The sequence below is a fragment of the Serinicoccus shuyuelongi genome, assembly GCF_045032955.1.
GTDB lineage: Bacteria > Actinomycetota > Actinomycetes > Actinomycetales > Dermatophilaceae > Ornithinicoccus.
In genome coordinates this window covers 18,952-38,391 of the sequence record NZ_JBJFZU010000010.1, presented here as the reverse complement: position 1 = coordinate 38,391, position 19,440 = coordinate 18,952, and the positions used below count along the sequence as shown (strand labels likewise).

Annotated in this window: 25 protein-coding genes; 13 read left to right on the top strand and 12 right to left on the bottom strand. The window is 72.1% G+C overall.

Annotation, left to right across the window (positions count from 1 at the left end; all coding sequences use genetic code 11):
• The first annotated feature begins 77 nt into the window (after positions 1–77).
• The 11 genes from ACI3EY_RS12035 (at position 78) to arfB (ending at position 4,213) form a co-directional block, all read left to right on the top strand.
• Complete coding sequence (locus ACI3EY_RS12035; protein ID WP_405038390.1) at positions 78–536, top strand: Asp23/Gls24 family envelope stress response protein; 459 nt, start codon at positions 78–80, stop codon at positions 534–536.
• Entirely contained in the window at positions 526–822 is a 297-nt protein-coding gene (locus tag ACI3EY_RS12030) for a hypothetical protein (RefSeq protein WP_405038391.1), read from the top strand. Before ACI3EY_RS12035 ends, ACI3EY_RS12030 begins: the two co-directional genes overlap by 11 nt.
• Positions 819–1,097, top strand: coding sequence for a hypothetical protein (locus ACI3EY_RS12025; protein WP_405040536.1), 279 nt, complete (start codon positions 819–821; stop codon positions 1,095–1,097). Before ACI3EY_RS12030 ends, ACI3EY_RS12025 begins: the two co-directional genes overlap by 4 nt.
• Before the next feature lie 11 nt (positions 1,098–1,108).
• Positions 1,109–1,285, top strand: coding sequence for a DUF2273 domain-containing protein (locus tag ACI3EY_RS12020; RefSeq protein WP_405038393.1), 177 nt, complete (start codon positions 1,109–1,111; stop codon positions 1,283–1,285).
• Positions 1,278–1,658, top strand: a complete 381-nt coding sequence (locus ACI3EY_RS12015) for an Asp23/Gls24 family envelope stress response protein (RefSeq protein ID WP_405038394.1) — start codon at positions 1,278–1,280, stop codon at positions 1,656–1,658. The genes ACI3EY_RS12020 and ACI3EY_RS12015 overlap by 8 nt, the downstream gene beginning before the upstream one ends.
• Positions 1,655–2,179 (top strand): DUF6286 domain-containing protein, encoded by a 525-nt coding sequence (locus tag ACI3EY_RS12010; RefSeq protein ID WP_405038395.1) that lies wholly within the window; start codon positions 1,655–1,657, stop codon positions 2,177–2,179. The genes ACI3EY_RS12015 and ACI3EY_RS12010 overlap by 4 nt, the downstream gene beginning before the upstream one ends.
• Positions 2,176–2,760 carry an Asp23/Gls24 family envelope stress response protein gene (locus ACI3EY_RS12005; RefSeq protein WP_405038396.1) on the top strand — a complete coding sequence of 195 codons (585 nt, stop codon included), beginning with the start codon at positions 2,176–2,178 and terminating at the stop codon, positions 2,758–2,760. The genes ACI3EY_RS12010 and ACI3EY_RS12005 overlap by 4 nt, the downstream gene beginning before the upstream one ends.
• An 83-nt stretch (positions 2,761–2,843) precedes the next feature.
• On the top strand, positions 2,844–3,017 hold the full coding sequence (locus ACI3EY_RS12000) for a CsbD family protein (protein ID WP_405038397.1): 174 nt from the start codon (positions 2,844–2,846) through the stop codon (positions 3,015–3,017).
• A 130-nt stretch (positions 3,018–3,147) separates the two neighbouring features.
• Positions 3,148–3,270 carry a hypothetical protein gene (locus tag ACI3EY_RS11995; RefSeq protein ID WP_405040535.1) on the top strand — a complete coding sequence of 41 codons (123 nt, stop codon included), beginning with the start codon at positions 3,148–3,150 and terminating at the stop codon, positions 3,268–3,270.
• Positions 3,267–3,713, top strand: coding sequence for a hypothetical protein (locus ACI3EY_RS11990; protein WP_405040534.1), 447 nt, complete (start codon positions 3,267–3,269; stop codon positions 3,711–3,713). Before ACI3EY_RS11995 ends, ACI3EY_RS11990 begins: the two co-directional genes overlap by 4 nt.
• Positions 3,714–3,772: 59 nt before the next feature.
• Entirely contained in the window at positions 3,773–4,213 is a 441-nt protein-coding gene (gene arfB, locus ACI3EY_RS11985) for an alternative ribosome rescue aminoacyl-tRNA hydrolase ArfB (protein ID WP_405040533.1), read from the top strand.
• Between the two features lie 56 nt (positions 4,214–4,269).
• On the opposite strand, the gene ACI3EY_RS11980 is transcribed toward arfB, so the two are convergent.
• Positions 4,270–5,133, bottom strand: a complete 864-nt coding sequence (locus ACI3EY_RS11980; protein WP_405040532.1) for a GyrI-like domain-containing protein — start codon at positions 5,131–5,133, stop codon at positions 4,270–4,272.
• A 255-nt stretch (positions 5,134–5,388) separates the two neighbouring features.
• Between ACI3EY_RS11980 and ACI3EY_RS11975 the strand changes: the two genes are divergently transcribed.
• A complete protein-coding gene (locus tag ACI3EY_RS11975) occupies positions 5,389–6,834 on the top strand; it encodes a P1 family peptidase (RefSeq protein WP_405040531.1) in 1,446 nt (481 codons plus the stop codon).
• A 27-nt stretch (positions 6,835–6,861) separates the two neighbouring features.
• Here ACI3EY_RS11975 and ACI3EY_RS11970 read toward each other — a convergent pair whose 3' ends face one another.
• Positions 6,862–7,599: a MerR family transcriptional regulator gene (locus tag ACI3EY_RS11970; protein ID WP_405040530.1), complete on the bottom strand. Its 738-nt coding sequence runs from the start codon at positions 7,597–7,599 to the stop codon at positions 6,862–6,864.
• A gap of 140 nt (positions 7,600–7,739) precedes the next feature.
• Between ACI3EY_RS11970 and ACI3EY_RS11965 the strand changes: the two genes are divergently transcribed.
• On the top strand, positions 7,740–9,629 hold the full coding sequence (locus tag ACI3EY_RS11965; protein WP_405040529.1) for a S9 family peptidase: 1,890 nt from the start codon (positions 7,740–7,742) through the stop codon (positions 9,627–9,629).
• Positions 9,630–9,661: 32 nt separating this feature from the next.
• On the opposite strand, the gene ychF is transcribed toward ACI3EY_RS11965, so the two are convergent.
• From ychF to ACI3EY_RS11915, 10 genes are read right to left on the bottom strand one after another with little or no spacing between them, the layout of a single operon-like run.
• Complete coding sequence (ychF, locus tag ACI3EY_RS11960; RefSeq protein ID WP_405040528.1) at positions 9,662–10,747, bottom strand: redox-regulated ATPase YchF; 1,086 nt, start codon at positions 10,745–10,747, stop codon at positions 9,662–9,664.
• A 12-nt stretch (positions 10,748–10,759) separates the two neighbouring features.
• Complete coding sequence (locus ACI3EY_RS11955; protein WP_405040527.1) at positions 10,760–11,716, bottom strand: alpha/beta fold hydrolase; 957 nt, start codon at positions 11,714–11,716, stop codon at positions 10,760–10,762.
• The gene (locus ACI3EY_RS11950; RefSeq protein WP_405038406.1) at positions 11,713–12,447 is read right to left on the bottom strand and encodes a 3-hydroxybutyrate dehydrogenase; all 735 of its coding nucleotides are present in this window, start codon (positions 12,445–12,447) and stop codon (positions 11,713–11,715) included. The genes ACI3EY_RS11955 and ACI3EY_RS11950 overlap by 4 nt, the downstream gene beginning before the upstream one ends.
• Positions 12,444–13,076, bottom strand: coding sequence for a TetR/AcrR family transcriptional regulator (locus tag ACI3EY_RS11945; RefSeq protein ID WP_405038407.1), 633 nt, complete (start codon positions 13,074–13,076; stop codon positions 12,444–12,446). The genes ACI3EY_RS11950 and ACI3EY_RS11945 overlap by 4 nt, the downstream gene beginning before the upstream one ends.
• Positions 13,073–14,632 (bottom strand): class I adenylate-forming enzyme family protein, encoded by a 1,560-nt coding sequence (locus ACI3EY_RS11940; RefSeq protein WP_405040526.1) that lies wholly within the window; start codon positions 14,630–14,632, stop codon positions 13,073–13,075. Before ACI3EY_RS11940 ends, ACI3EY_RS11945 begins: the two co-directional genes overlap by 4 nt.
• On the bottom strand, positions 14,629–15,735 hold the full coding sequence (locus ACI3EY_RS11935) for a branched-chain amino acid ABC transporter permease (RefSeq protein ID WP_405038409.1): 1,107 nt from the start codon (positions 15,733–15,735) through the stop codon (positions 14,629–14,631). Before ACI3EY_RS11935 ends, ACI3EY_RS11940 begins: the two co-directional genes overlap by 4 nt.
• Complete coding sequence (locus ACI3EY_RS11930; RefSeq protein WP_405038410.1) at positions 15,732–16,607, bottom strand: branched-chain amino acid ABC transporter permease; 876 nt, start codon at positions 16,605–16,607, stop codon at positions 15,732–15,734. The genes ACI3EY_RS11935 and ACI3EY_RS11930 overlap by 4 nt, the downstream gene beginning before the upstream one ends.
• Complete coding sequence (locus ACI3EY_RS11925) at positions 16,604–17,386, bottom strand: ABC transporter ATP-binding protein (RefSeq protein WP_405040525.1); 783 nt, start codon at positions 17,384–17,386, stop codon at positions 16,604–16,606. Before ACI3EY_RS11925 ends, ACI3EY_RS11930 begins: the two co-directional genes overlap by 4 nt.
• Complete coding sequence (locus tag ACI3EY_RS11920) at positions 17,383–18,180, bottom strand: ABC transporter ATP-binding protein (RefSeq protein ID WP_405038412.1); 798 nt, start codon at positions 18,178–18,180, stop codon at positions 17,383–17,385. The genes ACI3EY_RS11925 and ACI3EY_RS11920 overlap by 4 nt, the downstream gene beginning before the upstream one ends.
• Positions 18,177–19,361, bottom strand: a complete 1,185-nt coding sequence (locus tag ACI3EY_RS11915) for a substrate-binding domain-containing protein (protein ID WP_405038433.1) — start codon at positions 19,359–19,361, stop codon at positions 18,177–18,179. Before ACI3EY_RS11915 ends, ACI3EY_RS11920 begins: the two co-directional genes overlap by 4 nt.
• Between the last annotated feature and the right edge of the window lie 79 nt (positions 19,362–19,440).

The following is a 19,440-nucleotide window of genomic DNA, read 5'->3' as shown; positions in this document are numbered from 1 at the left end:
TCACACGGGTTCTGCGTGACGAATCCGGTGCGACCCACGACTACGAAGTGTCAGCACATACAACGAGAGAGGTAGAGATGACCGAGCAGAAGCAGTCCACCACCACCGAGGTCGCCCGCCAGGAGGCCAACGGTCCGCTGGTGACCGACCAGGGCCGCACCTCGATCGCGGACACCGTGGTGTCCAAGATCGCCGGGATCGCCGCCCGTGAGGTCAGCGGCGTGCACGACCTGGGTGGCGGCGCCGCCCGCGCCGTCGGGGCCGTCCGTGGCCGCATCCCCGGCTCCCGCACCAACATGAGCCAGGGCGTGGCCGTCGAGGTCGGCGAGCGCCAGACGGCGATCGACATCGACCTCGTCACCGAGTACGGCGTGTCCATCGCGGACCTCGCCGCCGGCGTGCGCAGCAACGTCACGTCCTCGGTCGAGCGGATGACCGGGCTCGAGGTGACCGAGGTGAACATCAGCGTGCACGACGTCTTCCTCCCCGGCGAGGACGACGACGACGCCGAGGCGCGGGAGAGCCGTGTCGAGTGAGACCCCTGAGCCGGCTCTGGCCGAGCTCGTCGCCGAGCGCGTCCTCGCCGTCACCGGGGTGCACGACCTGCACCCCGGGGTGATGGGCGAGATCGGCACCTACCTGCCGGGCCGCCGGGTGCCGGGGGTGCGGCTGGACCAGGACGGGTGCGAGGTGCACGTCGTCCTGGACTGGGCCGCCCCGGTGGACACCACCACGGACAGGGTGCGCGCCGCCGCGCGCGCCCTGGTCACCGGCCCGGTCGACGTCGTCGTGGAGGACGTCGCCGGCCCCGCGGAGGCGTGAGCCCCCTCGTGGACGAGGACCTGCGCAGCGCCCGGCGACGGATCGCCCGTGAGCACCACCCCGACCGGGGCGGGTCCACCCAGGTCTACCTGGACCTCCTGCGCGAGCTGGAGGACCGGACCACCGGCACGGGGACGTCAGCGCCCACCGTGCACCGTTCCCCGGCCGGCCGGCTCAAGGGCTGGTGGCGGTCCGCCGCCGCCCGCGCCCGCAGCCTCCGCGCCGCCTTCCCCACCCATCTACCCGGTTCCCGACGCTTCGGGAACCTGTCCTGAAGGAGATTCACATGAACACTGCCACCACCGGCCTCCTGGTCGGTCTCCTGCTCGCCCTCATCGGCATCCTCGGCGGGCTCGGCGGCTTCCTGCTGGCCCTGGTGCTGGGCGGGGTGGGGTATGCGGTCGCCGGCCAGCTCTCCGGCGAGGTCGACCTGACCGCCGCCCTGCGCGGGCGTCGTGGCTGAGACCACCCCGGCGCGCCCTCCCGAGCAGGATGGGGCCGCCGGAACCCTCAGCGTCGCCCACCGGGTGGTGCGCAAGGTGGTCGAGCAGACCGCCCGGACCGTGCCCGGCGTGACCGTCAGGACCGGCACCCTCGACTCGCTGCGCGGGCTCAGCAGCCCGCACGCGGATGTCCGGATGACCGGGGGCAGCGCCACCGTGCAGCTCACCGTGGACGCCCTCTGGCCGTGCGACCTCACCGGTGTGGCGGCCCGCGTCCGGGACACCGTCCTGGAGCAGACACCACGCCTGACCGGGGTCGACGTGCACACCGTCGACGTACAGATCCGCGCCGTCACCCCCGGTGACGACGCACGAGGAAGGAAGGTCCAGTGAGAACCCCACGTCGACGACCCGCCGCCATCTGGCCGGCCCTGCTGCTGGCCCTCGGCCTGGTCGTCCTGGGAGTCCTGTCCGTCCGTGAGCTCCTGGTGATCCAGGGCTGGGTCGGCGGTTCCCCCTGGCTCACCCCGGCACTCACCGCCTCGGCGACCGTGACCGCCGACCCGCGGGCGCTGGCCATCGCGGTCGTGGCCCTGCTGCTGGGACTGGTCCTGCTGCTGGTCGCCCTGCGGCCCGCGTCCCGCACGCACCGTCGGGCACCGGGTGACGCCGACGTCTGGACCTCACCGGCGGCGCTCACCCACCTGGCCCGTGAGGCTGCGGAGCGCACCCGTGGCGTGTCCGCGGTGGAGCGGGTCCAGACCACCCGTTCGAAGGTCAGGCTGCAGGTGCGCACCCCTTCCACTGGCAACCGTGACGGCCTGGCCGAGGAGGTCACCCGCACGGTGACCGACCGTCTGGACGGCCTGGCACAGCCCCGGGTCGACATCACCGTGAAGGAGCCCACCCGATGAGCCGCCGACTCGCCGCCCTCGACCGCACCGTGGTCCTGATCCTCGGCCTCGCCCTGCTGGCCGCCGGCCTGCTGGCGCTGGACTGGCGCTTCAGGCTGGTCTCCGACGCCTACCCGGACGAGGTGTCCCTGGGCGGCGCAGGGTCGTTCACCGAGGCGCCCTGGTGGCCGTGGGCCGTAGCCGGTGCAGGGCTCGTGCTGGGGATCCTCGGCCTGGTGTGGCTGGTGCTGCACCTGGCGCGCCCCTCGGTCGAGGAGCTGGGCATGGGTGAGAGCCGGGCCGACGGCCGCCTCCGGGTGGACCTGTCCAGCCTCGCCGGCGCGGTCGGTGACCAGCTCACCATGCTGGCCCCGTTGGACCACGTCCGTACCCGCACCGCGGGCACGCCGACCCACCCGGTCCTGCAGGTCCGCGCCGACCTGGCACCCGGAGCACGGGGACCCGACATCCAGCGGGCCGCGGCGCAGTGCGCCGAGGACCTGCGACGGGCCCTCCCGGACACCGACGTGCGGCTGCAGCTGATGGTCGATGCTCCCCGGCGCCGCCCGCTGCAGCGGACCACCTCCGCGCGGGTGCAGTAGCCCCCGCGCACAGCACAGCCACGTGGGTGCGACAGCGCACCCACGTCCCGAGAAAACAGCATCATCACGAGAAGGAGAAAGACATGTCGTTCGCCGACAAGGCCAAGAACACCGCGCAGGACCTGGCCGGCAAGGCCAAGGAGGCCGCCGGCAAGGTCACCGACAACGAGCGCCTGCAGGCCGAGGGCCAGCAGGACCAGGTGGCCGCCGACGCCAAGCAGGCTGTCGAGAAGACCAAGGACACCTTCCGCAACTGAGCGTCAGGATCCGCTGCACGGCTACCCCCGGCCCCAGGCCGGGGGTAGCCGTGTTTTCGTGAACGGGTCGCTACGGTGTGCACCAAGGGGAGCCCGAGCAACGGCCCGGGCCTGAGGCAGGGAGCACGTCATGGCATTCGTCGGCGGAGACCCTGCATCGATGACCGGGGGTGCGCACACCCTGTCCCAGGCTGGTCAGCGGATCGGCAGTGCCCGGATCGACGGGATCGCCATCCTCGGGGAGCCGGAGTGAGCCGGTCCGACTCCTCCGGACCGGCTCGTCTGCTGCACGCGACGACCGCCGGTTCCTTCGGCCTCCTGCTCGGCACCAGCGCGGCCAGCCTGCTGACCTACGTCATCGCTCCGGGGCCCTGGCACCTGCTCGTCCAGTGGGTCGTCGGCGTCGGCTGCGCGTGGCTCGCTGTGCGGCTGCTACGCCGCCGACCTCTGGACCGGCGGCTGAGTCGTCGACGCACGGTGATCAGCGCCGGCCTGGCCCCGCCCCTGGTGGGCAGCGCCCTGCTGGTGCTCCTGCTGATGGTGGCGCTTGAGCCCTCGGCGCCGCGCTCCCTCGAAGGGCTCTTCGGCTCGATCTGGTTGACCTGGTGGTTCCTCGTCCCGATCGGGGTGATGGCTGCGCTGATGGCCTGGATCTGGACACGCCCGCTGTCCCCCTCCAGGCCCGCCTCCGGCTGACGTCAGCGCTCTCGTGCACGGTCGACGCCAGCGCTCCCGCGCTGCGGCAGAATGACCGCGTGGACGACCTCACCGTGCCCCCGGGCCCCGGGGCCCCAGGTGGCCTGCGGGTGCCGGCCGGCGAGCTGGTCGAGCAGTTCTCCCGTTCCTCCGGGCCGGGTGGACAAGGGGTCAACACCGCCGACTCACGGGTCCAGCTCAGCCTGGACCTTGGCACGACGACGTCGTTGAGCGAAGACCTGAGGCCCCGGGTCCTCGCCCGGCTGGCCGCACGGCTGTCCGGCACCGTGCTCACCATCAGCGCCAGCGAGCACCGCACCCAGGTGCGCAACCGCGCGGCCGCCCGCCGCCGGCTGGCGGACCTCCTGCGTGAGGCGGTGGTCCCCCCGACCGTACGCCGGCCCACCCGCCCCACCCGGGGGTCGCAGCGGCGTCGCAGCGAGGCGAAGTCGCGACGCTCCCAGGTGAAGCAGCAGCGGCGGCGTCCCGGCGCGGAGTGAGACGGGGCCGGTTGATCCGGCGCGCCGGCTCCCCCCGGCGCCCGGGTCGGCCGACCTCAGGACTGCTCGACGGGCAGCCAGAGCTCGCAGGTGGCCGAGGTCTCGGTGAGCTCGAGGTAGCGCACGATCGAGGGTCCGGGGCGCAGCCGCCACGGGTTGGAGGGGAACCAGTCCGTCGCGGTGGCCGCCCAGAGCTGCTGGAGGGTCTCCGGGAACGGGCCCCGGGAGCCGAAGACCGCCCAGCTCCCGGCGTCCGCCCTGATGACGTCCAGGTCCTCCGGCACCGGGGTGGTGGTCGCGAGCGCGACCCCGTGCAGGTAGGTGAGCAGCGACCCCTCGGGCGCGTCCGGCTGCACCTCCGCGGTGACCGCGAGGATGCCTGTGGGGTCGGTGTCGCCGAGCTCCTTCAGGCGGGTGTGCTCCTGCGGCGGCATCGAGGCGATGTGCTCCTGGATCTGCGGGTTCACCCCCTCGTGCAGGAGCGGGACCTGGGTGGCGTGCCCGACGAGCACGAGCTCCGGGCGGTGGGTGATGGTGACGTCCATCGGGGTACTCCCTTCGACGCTCAGGCGGAACCTGAGCATAGGTTGGGTGCTGAGCGGACCACCGTGTCGCCGCACGTCGGCCGGGGCGGTGCCGTGCACCGACCGGAAGGCCCGCCCGAACGTCTCGGCCGAGCCGTAGCCGTGCTGCACCGCGACGTCCAGCAGGTTCGGCGCACCGCGCGCCAGCTCCGCGCCGGCGAGGGTCATCCGGCGGCGGCGCACGTACTCCGAGAGCGGCATCCGGGCCAGCGCCGAGAACATCCGGCGCAGGTGGTACTCGGTGGTCCCGTGCCGCCGGGCGAAGGCCGCGACGTCGATCGTCTCGCCGAGGTCTCGATCGACGAGGTCGACCAGGGCGTTGAGCGTGTGGATCATGTGGTCCTCCTGACGCCGTCCATCCTGCTGGACCGCCGGGGTGACGCGCCCGAGGATCGTGGCCGCATACGGTCGACCCTCGCGCAGAGGCAAAGACTTGGCCAAGACCCCTTCCCGGTATGCCGGTGAGCCGCTAAGTTCCGCGAGTAGGCGGTCGCGCACGGTCTGCTCGACAGCCTCCCACCCTGTGTGTCGATGTCGGACGGCCGCTCCGCTCCCGGGACCGTCGTGCGACCCGGAGAACGGAGCACCACGATGCAGTCCCGCCACTACACCGCCCTGTCCGCCGCCCTGGCGGTCTGCCTGGGCGCGCTCGCCCTCGCCCCCGCCGCGTCCGGCTCGACCACCACCTCCGAGGAGGGACAGCCCGGTGAGCTCAACGCCATCACCGACGTGCCGGGCATCCACGTCGGACAGGTCCAGTCCGACACCGCCCCCTTCCTCACCGGCACCACCGTCATCTACACCCCGGAGATGGCGGTGGCCAGCGTCGACCAGCGCGGCGGTGCCCCGGCCACCAAGGAGACGGACCTGCTGAGCCCGTTGAACTCCAACCCCGGCATCAACGCCATCCAGCTCGGGGGGTCGAGCATGTACGGCCTGTCCGCGACGAACGGGATCATCCGCTGGCTCGAGGACCGGGGCGAAGGCGTCCCCCTCGGGTCGGCGGGGGTCGCGCCCATCGTGCCGGCCGCCGACATCTACGACCTGAACCGGGGCGGTGACCCCAAGGCACGGACCTCCGCGGAATGGGGCTACCTGGCGGCCGAGGCGGCCACCGACGGCCCCGTCCGCCAGGGGTCGGTGGGTGGCGGCACCGGCGCGCGGGGCGGGGGTCTGCGCAGCGGCGTCGGCACCGCCAGCGTGTACCTCGGGGACGGCATCTGGGTCGGTGCGTTCGTCATCGTCAATCCGGCCGGGTCCCCGGTCGACCCGTCCGACTGCAGCCTGTGGGGCGCGCAGTACGGGATCGGTGACGAGTTCGAGGGCTACCAGGTGCCCACCGAGGCCGAGTGCGCCGGCCCGGACTCGGACGCGGCCCAGACCACCTCCGAGGAGTCGCTCAACACCACCATCGCCGTGATCGCCACCAACGCCCCGCTGGAGAAGGCGGCCGCCCAGCGGATGTCCGGCAACGCGCACGACGGCATGGCCAGGGCCATCAACCCGATCCACACCCTCGGCGACGGAGACACCGTCTTCGCCGTGTCCACCGGCGAGGGCGAGCCGCTGCAGGTCAACGACCCCGCGGACTCGGGGCAGCTGAACGGGATCTTCAACGCCGGCGCCACCACCCTGTCGCGGGCGATCACCAAGGCGGTGCTCTCGGCGGAGTCCCAGGGTTCGCGTCTGAGCTACTGCGACACCTACCCCTCCGCCTGCGCCGATATGCCGCAGCTGGAGCAGTGGCGCACGGCAGGGACGGCGCCCGACGTGATCCGTCCCGAGTTCAACCGGGCCCGCAAGGCGCTGGAGCAGACCCCGGTGCCGGGCCCTGGCAAGCGGAACCCGTCCAGCACCGAGGACGGCTCTGCGCTCCCGGGTGCGGCCGGTGGCGGCGACCCCATGAGCCCGGCGGGCGGGATCTCCGCCAGCGGGCTGTCGGCGTCCGACCTGACCTTCGGTGTGTCGCTCAGCGTGCTGGGCGTCGCCGGTCTCCTGCTGCTGCGACGTCGCTCACAGCCGGTGCCGCTGCACTGATCCGGGCCGGTTCGTCGGCCCGGGCCTCTACTGTCCCTCGGTGTCCTCGGCGGAGCCCTCGGGGTCCTCGGTCGCGAGCCGGTATGCCTGGCGCAGTACCTCGACCTGGGCAGGGTTGTAGAGCTCGGTGACCGCCTGGGCGACGTCCTGCAGCGAGGTGCGTCGAACACCCGGCGGAGAGGTCCGGGTGCGTGGGTACTGCTCGTGGATCGTGCGGAGCACGGGAGCCAGACGTGCGGCCACAGCCCGGATCTCGTCAGCGGGGGCGTCCGCCGCCAGCTCGTCGAAGGCGTCGTCGGCCTCCTGGTGGTGCGCGGCGATGGCCCGCATGTCCTGCAGTCCCTGCTCGTCGACGACGCGGGCGCTGATCATGACGATCGCGCGGTCAGCAGGCGTGAGGTCGTCCGCGACGTCGGCGAAACCGACCGGCACGTCCGGATCGGACCGATGGCGCAGGAGGTCGGCGATCTCGGCGCGCAGGGCCTGGTGGTGGGCGATGGAGGCGGCGAGCCGGGAGTCGAGGGTGCGGAGCGTCTGCGTGAAGGTCTCCCCGGACGTCTCGAGCTCCGCGACGCTCGACAGCGGCATACCGAGCTCGCGCAGGCGCGCGATCTGCAACAGGCGCACGAGATGGGACGTGCCGTACTGCTTGTAGCCGTTGGCGGCCCGGGCGGGCTCCTCGAGGAGCCCGATCGCGTGGTAGTGCCGGACGGTCTTGACCGTCGTGCCCGCCAGGTCGGCGAGTCTGCGCGTGCTCCAGGCCATCAGAGGTCGCTCGACAGGTCCGACATGAGGCCATCTTCCCCGCTCGGACGGGGGACGGGACAGACAGGCTTGACCGTGCCCCCAGGGCATCGTTTCGGATGAGGGCACCGATCGCACCTCACCGAAGGAGCTTCATCACCGTGTGTGCCGCATCAGTCCCCCCTCGCTTCGAGGCCGAGGACCTGTTCCTCGACCCCGCCTTCTCACACCCGGTGATCTCCCCCGACGGAGCCTGGCTGGCCTATCTGGCGCCGGCAGGTGGGCGGAACAACGTCTGGGTGCGAGGGATCGATCAGGAGCACGAAGAGGCCCGCTGCGTCACGCACGACTCCCGTCGCGGCATCCTCACCTTCTTCTGGAGCGACGACCCGCGTTGGCTGCTCTACCTCCAGGACACCGACGGGAACGAGGACTGGCACCTGTTCCGGGTGGACCTCGACGATCCCGACTCCGCACTGCAGGACCTGACGCCTCTGCAGCCGGGGTCGCGGGTGTTCTCCGCGGAGCCGATGCCGTTTCGGCCCGGGACGGTGCTGGCCACCATCAACCTCCGACCCGCGCACCTGGACACGTTCTTGATCGACGTGGGCTCAGGCCGGATGACCCTGCTGCACGAGCAGCCCGAGGCCGGGGTGGACCTGCTGCTGGACCGCGATGGCGAACCGGCATTCGTCTCCAGGGTCACCGAGGACGGGAGCACCGAGTTCTGCGCGATCGACCCGGAGTCCGGGCAGCAGCGGCTGCTGCTGCGCACCGGCGGGGCCGAGCAACCCATGGGCGTCGAGGTGCAGCGCTCCACCCCTGACGGCACCGGTCTCATCCTGAGCCTCTATCTCGAGGGCGACGACCTGCAGCTGGTGCGTGTCGACCGGGAGTCCGCGGAGGTGAGCGTGCTGGCCGCGGTCCCGGGGCGGAGCCTGGACATCATGAGCGTGCTGGCACCCGGCGTGCTGCCGCCGACCCTGGTCACCGACCGTGCGACCGGGGAGATCCTCGCCGCCCGCTTCACCGGGCCCCATCCGCACATCGAGGTGGTGGACCCGGGCTTCGCCGAGGTATACCCGGCGCTCGCCGCGCTCTCGGACGGCGTTCTCGGCTCCCTGAGCTCTGACACCTCCGGGACGCGCTGGGTCGCTACCTTCCTCCACGACCGCGAACCGGAGGCCTGGCTGTACGACCACGCCACCGGGCGCAGCCGCCGCCTGTCCCCGCCCTACCCGCACCTGGACACCGCGCATCTCGCACCGATGGAGCCGATCCGGCTCCTCGCCCGGGACGGGCTGCCGCTGCCCGGCTACCTCACCCTGCCCGTCGGCATACCTGCCAGGAAGCTCCCGTTGGCACTCGTGGTCCACGGCGGACCCTGGGCGCACGACAGCTGGGGCTACAGCGCGCAGGCCCAGTTCCTGGCCGACCGTGGCCACGCCGTGCTGCAGGTGAACTTCCGCGGATCCTCCGGCTGCGGCCGGCGCCACACCCTCGCGGCGCGCGGCGAGTTCGCCGGGGCCATGCACACGGACCTCCTGGACGCGGTCGACTGGGCCGTCGAGCACGGCATCGCCGACCCGGACCGGGTGGCGATCATCGGCGGCTCCTACGGCGGGTACGCCGCTCTCGTCGGCGCAGCCTTCACCCCGGAGCGTTTCGCCGCTGCCGTGAGTCTCGTCGGCATCGCGGACCTGTCGAGCTTCCTACGCAGCCTCCCGCCCGTGAGCCGTCCGTACATCGCGAGCAACTGGCTCGCCTACGTCGGCGACCCGGACGACCCCGCGCAGGAGGCGGACATGCTCTCCCGGTCCCCGATGAGCAGGGTGGAGGCGATCACGACCCCGCTGCTGATCGCCCACGGCGCGAACGATGCCCGGGTCGGGCGCGAGGAGTCGGACCGTATCGTCACCTCGCTGCGTGGGCGGGGCGTCCCGGTCGAGTACCTGCTGGCCCACGACGAGGGCCACGGCTTCGGCAACCCCGAGAACGAGATCCGTCTGCAGCGGGCGATCGCCGCGCACCTCGCGCGGCACCTGGCCTGAGCCGGAGGGCCCGGGCAGGGGGCGGCGCCCGGTCAGACGTTGAAGCGGAACTCCACCACGTCACCGTCGGCCATCACGTAGTCCTTGCCCTCGATCCGCACCTTGCCGGCCTCCTTGGCCTTGCTCATCGACCCCAGCGAGTCCAGGTCGTCGTAGGAGACCACCTCGGCCTTGATGAAGCCGCGCTCGAAGTCGGTGTGGATGACCCCGGCCGCCTGCGGCGCAGTCCAGCCCTGGCGGATCGTCCAGGCGCGTGACTCCTTGGGGCCGGCGGTGAGGTAGGTCTGCAGCCCCAGGTTGGTGAAGCCGACCCGGGCCAGCTGGTCGAGCCCGGGCTCGGTGACACCGACGGACTCCAGCAGCTCTGCTGCCTCGTCGTCCTCCAGCTCGGCCAGGTCGGCCTCGAGCTTGGCGGAGAGGTAGATCGCCTCGGCCGGAGCGACCAGCGCGGCGAGCTCGTCGTGCAGCGCGTCGTCGGTGAGGCCGTCCTCGTCCAGGTTGAAGACGTAGAGGAAGGGCTTGGTGGTGAGCAGGCCCAGCGAGCGGGCGATCCCGAGGTCGACACCGGCCGCGGCGCCCGCGGCATACAACGTGTCCCCGGTCTCGAGCACCTTCTGCGCGGCGAGCGCGGTGTCGAGGACCTCCTTGTCCACACGCTTGCCCTTGACCTCCTTCTCCACCCGCGGGACGGCGTTCTCCAGCGTCTGCAGGTCGGCCAGCACCAGCTCGGTGTTGATCGTCTCGATGTCGTCGACCGGGCTGACCTTGCCCTCGACGTGCACCACGTCGTCGTCCCGGAAGGCCCGCACCACCTGGCAGATCGCGTCCGCCTCGCGGATGTTGGCCAGGAACTTGTTGCCCAGCCCCTCCCCCTCGCTGGCACCCCGCACGATGCCGGCGATGTCGACGAAGCTCACCGTCGCGGGCAGCACCTTGGCGCTGCCGTGGATCTCGGCGAGCCGGTCCAGCCGCGGATCCTTGAGCGGGACCACCCCGATGTTGGGCTCGATCGTGGCGAACGGGTAGTTCGCCGCGAGCACGGTGTTCTTGGTCAGCGCGTTGAAGAGCGTGGACTTGCCCACGTTGGGCAGGCCGACGATTCCGATGGTGAGTGCCACGGGGTCAGGAGTCTAGTCGTCCGGGAGGCCCTCCCCCGCCAGGTGCCGTCCGAGGTGGGGCAGCAGCTGCTCGACACCCGGACGGCTCAGCACGATCGTGTAGTGGTTCACCTCGACGACCGGCACCATCCTTAGGGTGGGCAGCTGCCCGGTCCACCTGGCCCGCGCCGCGTCCGGGTAGAGCGGAGGCACCTCGTCCAGCAGGCCGCGGGGAGCGACGAACCAGGTCACGGGCCGGTCCAGCCGCTCCAGCGCCCGCTGCACCGAGCTCCCGTCGACCAGCTCCCGGATGTCCTCCTCGAGCGCCGCGGTCCGGGTTGACGGCCGGAGCTCCGGCGCCGCACCCACGAGGTCGTAGTCGACGTAGGCGGTGCGCAGGTCGTCCCACCCCGGGCCAAGGGCCGGGTGCTCGCGCCAGAAGTCCCGGTATGCCTCCTGGCTGGCGAAGCTCATCCGCAGCCGGTCGGCGGCCGGCCCCAGCACCGCGGCCGCGACGTCCTCCGGAGCGACGCCGGGAGGCGGGAGCAGCGGCATACCCCCGTCGACGAGCACCAGCGACCGGACCAGACCGGGGTGCCGGTCGGCCAGCACGAGCGCGACGAAGGCGCCCATCGAGTGGCCCACCGCGACCACGTCGGACAGACCCAGGTGCTCCAGGGTCGCGGCCACGTCCGCGGCGTGGCGGGGCATCCCGTAGGGCCCGGGCAGGTCACGGGACCGGCCCCGGCCGCGCAGGTCGGGAGCGACCAGGCGGGTGCCGGGCAGGGCAGCGGCCAGCGCCGCCCAGGAGACGTGCGAGGCGGTGATCCCGTGCACCAGCACCGCGGTCGGGGTCCTCCCGTCCGCCCCCGGCGGCTCCCAGACCCCGACCTGCAGGGTCCCTCCGTCGACGGGCACCGGCACCGTGCGGTGGTGCGGACCCACGACGTCCTGGACGGACGGCGGCAGGGGCGTCGTCGTGGTGCTCACTGTGCGGTCCACCCGCCGTCCATCGCGTAGGACGTCCCGGTCACCATCGCGGCCTCCTCCGAGACCAGGAAGGCCACGAGCGCTGCCACCTCGGCCGGCTCGGTCAGCCGTTTCACCGGGGACCGGGTCAGCATGACCTGCTCGACGACCTCGTCCGCCCCGATGCCGTGGGCGAGGGCCTGGTCGGCGATCTGCGCCTCCACCAACGGGGTACGCACGTACCCGGGGTTCACGCAGACCGAGGTCACCCCGCGGGTGGCCCCCTCCAGCGCGATCACCTTCGACAGCCCCTCCAGCCCGTGCTTGGCCGCCACGTAGGCCGACTTGAAGGCCGAGGCCCGCAGCCCGTGCACGGAGCTGATGTTGACGATCCGCCCCCACCCGCGGGAGTACATGTGCGGCAGTGCCGCCCGGGCCAGCAGGAACGGTGCCTCGAGCATCAGCCGCTGGATGAGCCGGAAGTCTTCCGGGTCCAGCTCCTGCACGGGGGCCACCCGTTGGACCCCGGCGTTGTTGACCAGCACGTCGCACTCCAGCGACAGGTCGTCCAGCGCGGCCGTGGCGGACAGGTCCACCCCCCAGGCCCGGCCTCCCACCTCTTCGGCCACCTCCCGGGCGGCCTCCTCGTCCCGGTCGGCAACCACCACGGTGAAACCGTCGGTCGCCAGACGGCGGACGACGGCGGCACCGATGCCGCTCGCCCCACCCGTCACCATCGCTGTGCGCGTCATGCCTGCTCTCCGTTCGTCGTGGGCGCGAGCGCCCCCTCGATCAACCTCATCAGCTGCTCGAAGACCTCCTCGGGGATCTGCCCGGCCTGCTCCCAGAGCACCCAGCGCATCCCGATCAGCTCCCCCGCCCCCATCAACGCCCAGGCGGCGACCATCGGGTCGAGGTCGCGGACCTGCCCCTGGTCGACGGCGCGCTCCAGCCCCGCGGCATACCCCGAGCAGATGTCGTCGTAGTGCGCGCGCATCACCTCCGGGGAGACGAACTCCGCCTGCCGGATGATGCGGTAGAGGGCCGGGTGCTCGGCGGTGAAGGCGAAGAAGGCCCGGAAACCCGCACGCTCCGCCTCCAGTCGCGTGCCGGCCGCCGTGGAGGCCTCGCTCATGGCCTGACGGACCCGCCGCGACAGGTCACGCACCACCTCGTCGAAGATCTCCTTCTTGCCGGTGAAGTGCACGTAGAAGGTGCCCAGGGCCACCCCGGCGAGCTCGGTGATGCGCACGATGGAGGCGTCGGGGTAGCCGACCGTCGCGAAGACGTCCTCCGCGGCCTGGAGCAGTCGCGCCCTGGTGCGTGCGCCGCGTGCGGTGCGCGGCGCCGGCCGGACGGTGGCAGGCTCCTGCGCGCTCATGTCCGGGCCTCCTCAGTGCGGGCACGCTGCACCAGGGCTCGCACCGCGACGAGGTCAGCCTTGCCGATCCCCACCTGGGGGATCTCCGCGACCGTGATCACCTGATCCGGCACCTTGAACGGTGCCAGCGACGCCCGGCAGTGCTCCAGCAGGTCGCGCTCGTCGGTTGCGGCCCCCGGGCGCAGCACCACGAGCGCCGTCCCCACCTCTCCCCAGCGCTCGTGCGGCACCCCGACCACGGCGGCCTGCGCCACCGCCGGGTGCCGCCGCAGGGTGGCCTCGACCTCTGCCGGGGCGACGTTCTCCCCACCGCTGATGTAGATGTTCCGGAGCCGGTCCACGATGCGCAGGTAGCCCTGGTCGTCACGGACCGCCACGTCACCGGTCCACAGCCACCCGTCGTGCAGCACGGCAGCGGTGGACTCCGGGTCGTGCAGGTAGCCGGTGAACACCCCGGGACCGCGGACCAGCAGCTCACCGGTCCCTGCCCCGGTGCGGAGCTCTCCCGTGACCGGGTCGGCCAACGCGACCTCCACGTGCGGGTACGGGACCCCCGCCCACCCGGCGCGTTCGGTGGCCTGGTGCGGCGGCAGGCACAGCACGTTGGGGCCCGCCTCGGTCAGGCCGTAGCCCTGGGTGAGGGCGACGCCCCGGGCGTGGAAGGTGCGCAGCAGCGGCGGCGGCATGGGCGCGCCGCCCACCACCGCGCTGCGCAGGCTGGTCAGGTCGGCGTCGCGGAAGTCAGGGTGCTCGGCGAGCAGCAGGTACTGCGTCGGCACCCCCATCATCGTGGTGACCCGGTGCTCGGCGATGAGGCTGAGCGCACGGCCCGGGTCGAAGGTCCGCTCCAGCACCACGGTCGCGCCGGTCCACCACGCCAGCAGCGGCTGGATGTTCCACCCGCCGGCGTGGAACTGGGGCAGCACGGCCAGCACCACGTCCCGTTCGGTCAGCTCCAGCGTGCGCGACAACGACAGGTTGGTCCACCAGCAGGTGCGGTGGGACAGCACCGCCGCCTTCGGGGCCGTCGTGCTGCCGGAGGTGAACACGACGAGCAAGGGGTCCTCGTCCCGGACCTGCTGCTGCGGGACCGCGCCCAGGCCGGTCACCTCGCGCACGGCGCCGGGCCGGTCCAGGTCACCGAGGGATGCCGTCCCCACCCGGTGCGCCAGGCGCTCCCCCACCGCCCTGGCCAGTGGCGCGGTCTCCTCCTCGACGACCAGCAGGACCGGGTCGAGGAGCTCCACCTGGCGTGCCAGCTCGAAGGCCGTCAGCCGCCAGGACAGCGGCGCGAGGGCGGCCCCGACCCGGGCACAGGCGAAGAGGAGCACCACCTGGTCGGCGCTGTTGCCGACCAGGGTGGCCACCCGACGCCCCCGTCCGACGCCCGCCTCGAGCAGCGCGCGGGTCAGTCGCTCGACCCTCGTCTCCAGCTCGCCGTAGGTGAGCACGACGCCCCGGTCCACGACGGCACGCTGCCCAGGCGTGATCCGGGCACGGTCGGCCGGCCACCTCCCCAGGGTGTGCAGGTCGTCGTCCGCCGGCGGCCCGCTCATCGTGCACCCGCGTCGACGGGTGGCATCCGGTCGCTCTCCTGGTCGTCCACGCCGTCCAGGGTGTCAGTGTCGGGCGCGCCGCGCCCGCGACCGGCCATTCGTGACACGGTGCCGGCGATCCCTCCCGGCAGGAAGAGCACCACCAGGACGAAGAGGGTGCCCAGCACGAACATCGGTTCCGACAGGGGGATCCGCAGCGGCGCAGGGAGGTCGTGCACCCACGGCGCCTGCACCAGGGCGGTGAGACGCTGGTTCAGCAGCACGTAGAGCACCGCTCCGGCGACCGCGCCCCAGCGTGACCCGACCCCGCCGATGACCACCATGAGCAGCAGGGAGATGGTGAACTCTGCGCTGACGATGTGCGGCACGGCACCGGAGTTGAGGAGCAGGTGCACCATGCCCATCCCGGAGGCGATGACGGACGCGGCGACGAAGATCACCAGCTTGACGAGGAACGGCCGCATACCGAGCACCCGGACCCGTAGCTCGTTTTCCCGCACCGCTTCGGCCACCCGACCGGCTCGGCTGCGCTGCACCCAGGTGACCAGCAGGAAGACCAGGACCACCGCCGCGAGGGCGAGCCAGTAGAGGTGCCGGGTGTTGGCCACCCCGACGAGCACGTCAGGGACCTGGTCGGTGGGCAGACGCAGCCCCTCCTCGCCACCGGTCACCCGTCCCGGGTCGCGCCGGACGAGCACCGACCCCGCCTGGGCGAAGGCGAGGGTCACCATGGCGAAGGGGATGCCGCTCACCCGCAGGCTGATCGCGCCGAGCAGGGTGGACACCACCACTCCCACCAGCAGCACCAGCAGCACCGAGGGCAGCAGGCCCAGCCCGAGCTCCCCCATCACGACACCCAGCAGGTATGCCCCCAGGCCGAAGTAGAGCGCGTGCCCGAACGAGAGCAGCCCGGCCACCCCGAGGAGCAGGTGGTAGGACAGGGCCAGTGCGGCCATCACCATCGCCAGCGCCAGCAGGTGCAACGTCCCCGGGGTGTAGGTGGGGCCGGGCAGCAGCCCGGGCAGCCGGAGGTCGAGCAGGGGCAGACAGGCGAGGAGCACCACCAGGACGAAGGGCGCGGCGCGGCGGACCAGCGTGCTCATGAGCGTCTCCCCATCAGGCCGGAGGGTCGGGTGAGCAGGACCACCGCGAGCAGCACCACGACGGCGAGGTCGCCGGTGCCGGCGAGGTAGTAGTTGGCGAACTGCTGCAGCAGAGCCACCAGTACCGAGGCGATCGCCGCCCCGGTCAGGGAGCCCAGCCCACCGATGACGGTCACGATGAAGGCGAAGACCAGCAGGGTCTGGCCCAGCAAGGGTGAGACGTAGCCGAAGTAGTGGCTCGCCAGCACCCCGCCCAGGCCGGCGGCGATGCCGCCGATCGTGAAGACCAGGGTGAACGCGGTGCGCACGTCGATCCCGAGGGCGGTGACCATGGCCCGGTTCTCCACCCCGGCGCGGATGATCATGCCGTAGCGGGTGCGCTGCAGGAACAGCACCATCGCCACCAGCACCGCCCCGGCCACCGCGATCGCGACGAAGCGGTCGTTGGGCACGTTGGCCCCGAGGACGTCGGTGGTGCTGCCCATCCAGGCTGGACCCTGGATGAAGCGTGGGTCGGTGCCCCAGATGCCGTCGAAGAGGGCCACTGCGGCCAGACCCAGGCCGACGGTCACGAGCACCTGTTCGATGTGCCGCTCGTAGAGCCGCTGCACCAGCAGCCGTTCGGTCAATGCAGCGAAGAGCGCGCCGGCCAGTGCCCCGGCCAGCAGGGAGGCCGCGAACCCGGTCCAGGTGGTGGCCCCGAGCCGGGTGGCGACCTCCAGACCCAGGAAGGCACCGAGCGAGAGGAACACGCCGTGCGCGAAGTTCAGGACGTGCATCAGCCCGTAGATGAGGGACAACCCGGAGGCCACCAGGAAGTAGATGGCACCGAGACCGACCCCGGTGATGAGCAGCAGGACGACGGTACTCATACCGGTCCCCTGTCGTCCTGCGCGCGGAGGTCGCCGTGCACCCCGAGCAGCCGTTGGGTCAGCTCACCGTCGGCCAGGAACTCCGCGGCGGACCCGTGGTGCACGCTGCGCCCGTCGGTGAGGACGACGACGTGCTCGGCCAGGTCCTTCACCACCTGCAGGTTCTGCTCGACGAGCAGGACAGGGGCCACCTGCGCAGCTCTGTCCAGGGCTCGGCTGACCTCCTGCACGAGCCGGGGGGCCAGGCCCTTGGTCGGCTCGTCGATGAGCAGGACCCGGTTCTCGTTGAGCAGAGCCCGGGCCAGGGACACCATCTGCTGCTGGCCGCCGGAGAGGGTGCCGGCCGCCTGACCGCCACGCTCCTTGAGCTCGGGGAACAGGTCGTAGACGAGGTCGTAGCGGTGCTCGCTGCCGCGCCGCTCGGCCAGTCGCAGGTTCTCGGTCACGGACAGCCCGGCGAAGACCTCACGGTCCTCGGGGACGTACCCGACGCCGCGCTGGACGATCTGGTGTGTCGGCAACGCCGTGGCCTCGTCCCCCTGCAGCTCCACCGTCCCGGTACGGGAGATCAGCCCGAGGACCGCCTTGATGGTGGAGGTCTTGCCCACCCCGTTGCGCCCCAGCAGCGCGGTGACGCCCACCGGTGCGACGTCCAGGTCGACGTGTTCGACCACCTGCTGACCGGCGACGTGGGCGCTGAGACCGCGGACCCGGAGCACCGGCACGGCCTGGTCCTCGCCGACGGCCCGGGAGGACGCCTGGGTCCTGGGCGCGTTCACACCGCTTCCCCGAGGTAGGCGCTCTGCACGGTGGGGTCGGCCATCACGGCCTCCGGGGTGTCGATGGCGAGCAGATGTCCGAAGTGCAGGACGGCGACCCGTTCCACCAGGCCGAGCAGCACCTCCATGTGGTGCTCCACCATGAGCACGGTGCACCCGTGGTCGCGGTGCAGACCCCGGATGACCTCGGTGAGCCCGGGGACGTCCCCGGACGCCACCCCGGCCATGGGCTCGTCCAGGAGGACCACCTGTGGGTCCGTGGCGAGCAGCATGGCGATCTCTAGCTTGCGCTTGTCCCCGTGCGGCAGATCACCGGCCCGGTGACCCGACCGGTGCGCCAGACCGACCTCCTCCAGCAGCTGGTCGGCACGACGGCTGGCCGGGTCGGTCCGCCGGGGGAACCTCACCAGCGAGACGGAACCTCCCTGACGGACCTGCGCGGCCAGGCGGGCGTTCTCGTGCACGCTCAGGCCAGGGAACAGGGACGACGTCTGGAAGGTCCTGCCCAGCCCGGCCAGGGCACGTCGGCTGATGCTCGAGCGGGTGACGTCCCTTCCGGAGAGCAGCACCTGTCCTCCGGACGGCTGGTGCACCCCGGACACGAGGTTGAACAGGGTCGTCTTGCCCGCTCCGTTGGGGCCGATCACCCCCACGATCTGACCGGCCGGCACCGTGAAGCTGATGCCGTCGAGGATCTGCGCGCCGCCGATGCGCAGCGAGAGGTCCCGGACCTCGAGGGCGTGCGGCGCGGGAGGGCTCGACGCGCCTTCGTCCTCCTGGGTGGGCGCGCTCACTCGCCGGACGCCTCCGGCGGCGCGACCTGCTCGGCAGGGTAGGTGTCGATGACCTCGGGGGTCCAGGTCTCGCCCTCCTGCACGAGGCGGGCCGTGAACATGTCCTGCACCAGTGCGTGGTCGCTGGCGCGGATCGTCGTCCGCCCCTTGGGACCGTCGAACTCCCACCCCTCCAGGGCCTCGATCATGGCGTCGATGTCGTCTCCGCCCTCGGCCACGGCCTGCACGATCATCTGCCCCGCGACGAAGCCGTCCACGGTGAAGAGGTCGGGGGTGCCCCCGGCCTCGGTGACGGAGTCCACCAGCGCCTGGTTGACCTCGTTGTCCGGGGCGCTGGGGAAGTAGTGCGAGAGGAACGAGATCTGCTCACCGGCGGACCCGTACGCGGCGTAGGTCGCGGAGTCCGCGAGCCCGGTCACGACGGGGGCGGAGTCGAAGACGTCCTGCTGGGAGAGCGACTGCCACATGTTGCCGGCGGTAGCTCCTGCCCAGGCGACGAAGACGAGGTCCGGGTCCTCGTCGACGACCTGACGCGCGAACCCGGTGAACTCGGTCGCGTCCTCCGGGACGAGCACACTCGCGACCTCGGCACCCTCGGACCCGAGCACCGCCTCGACCGCGGCCAGGTTGCCCTGGCCGAAGGCGTTGTCCTGGGTGAACACGACGACCTTGCCCGACCGGTCCTCGAGCATCGCCCCGGCGGTGGCGACATCCTGGAAGCTCTGCCGCCCCGAGCGGAAGGTGTAGTCGTTGACACCGGTGATGGCGTCGGTGGCGGCGGGGCCGGCGATGTAGAGCACCTCGTTCTGGGCGGCCTGCTCGGCCATGGCCACCGCGATGCCGGAGGCGACGGTGCCGCCCAGGATCCGGTAGTCCTGGCCGATGAGGTCCTTGGCCACGGCCACGGCGGTGTCCGAGCTGCCGGCATCGTCGCGGTACTCGACCTCGATGGTGGTGCCGTCGACCTCCCCCGTGCCGCCGGTGGCGTGCTCGATCCCGGCCTCGAGACCGGCCCGGTACTGCTCCCCGTAGGCGGCCAGCGGCCCGGTCTCGGAGTAGATGATGCCCACGCGTGCCGTGTCGGCTCCAGCGGAACCTCCGGCGGAGGCGTCCGCGTCCTCACCTCCACCCGTGGTCGAGGGGGCGCAGCCGGCCAGGGCCAACGCCGCCGTGGCGGACATCAGGGCGATCAGTCTGACGGGTCGTGCAGTCACCGGGAACACTCCTTCGTGCTGGCAACATGAAAGGTGATTCATGTTT

What these genes read in the sequence shown, in the direction of transcription:
- ACI3EY_RS12035 (WP_405038390.1), top strand. Translation starts at nt 78, where the DNA reads ATGACCGAGCAGAAGCAGTCCACCACCACCGAGGTCGCCCGCCAGGAG.
- ACI3EY_RS12020 (WP_405038393.1), top strand. Translation starts at nt 1,109, where the DNA reads ATGAACACTGCCACCACCGGCCTCCTGGTCGGTCTCCTGCTCGCCCTC.
- ACI3EY_RS12005 (WP_405038396.1), top strand. Translation starts at nt 2,176, where the DNA reads ATGAGCCGCCGACTCGCCGCCCTCGACCGCACCGTGGTCCTGATCCTC.
- ACI3EY_RS12000 (WP_405038397.1), top strand. Translation starts at nt 2,844, where the DNA reads ATGTCGTTCGCCGACAAGGCCAAGAACACCGCGCAGGACCTGGCCGGC.
- ACI3EY_RS11995 (WP_405040535.1), top strand. Translation starts at nt 3,148, where the DNA reads ATGGCATTCGTCGGCGGAGACCCTGCATCGATGACCGGGGGTGCGCAC.
- ACI3EY_RS11980 (WP_405040532.1), bottom strand. Translation starts at nt 5,133, where the DNA reads ATGATCCACACGCTCAACGCCCTGGTCGACCTCGTCGATCGAGACCTC.
- ACI3EY_RS11975 (WP_405040531.1), top strand. Translation starts at nt 5,389, where the DNA reads ATGCAGTCCCGCCACTACACCGCCCTGTCCGCCGCCCTGGCGGTCTGC.
- ACI3EY_RS11970 (WP_405040530.1), bottom strand. Translation starts at nt 7,599, where the DNA reads ATGGCCTGGAGCACGCGCAGACTCGCCGACCTGGCGGGCACGACGGTC.
- ACI3EY_RS11950 (WP_405038406.1), bottom strand. Translation starts at nt 12,447, where the DNA reads ATGACGCGCACAGCGATGGTGACGGGTGGGGCGAGCGGCATCGGTGCC.
- ACI3EY_RS11945 (WP_405038407.1), bottom strand. Translation starts at nt 13,076, where the DNA reads ATGAGCGCGCAGGAGCCTGCCACCGTCCGGCCGGCGCCGCGCACCGCA.
- ACI3EY_RS11940 (WP_405040526.1), bottom strand. Translation starts at nt 14,632, where the DNA reads ATGAGCGGGCCGCCGGCGGACGACGACCTGCACACCCTGGGGAGGTGG.
- ACI3EY_RS11935 (WP_405038409.1), bottom strand. Translation starts at nt 15,735, where the DNA reads ATGAGCACGCTGGTCCGCCGCGCCGCGCCCTTCGTCCTGGTGGTGCTC.
- ACI3EY_RS11930 (WP_405038410.1), bottom strand. Translation starts at nt 16,607, where the DNA reads ATGAGTACCGTCGTCCTGCTGCTCATCACCGGGGTCGGTCTCGGTGCC.
- ACI3EY_RS11915 (WP_405038433.1), bottom strand. Translation starts at nt 19,361, where the DNA reads ATGTCCGCCACGGCGGCGTTGGCCCTGGCCGGCTGCGCCCCCTCGACC.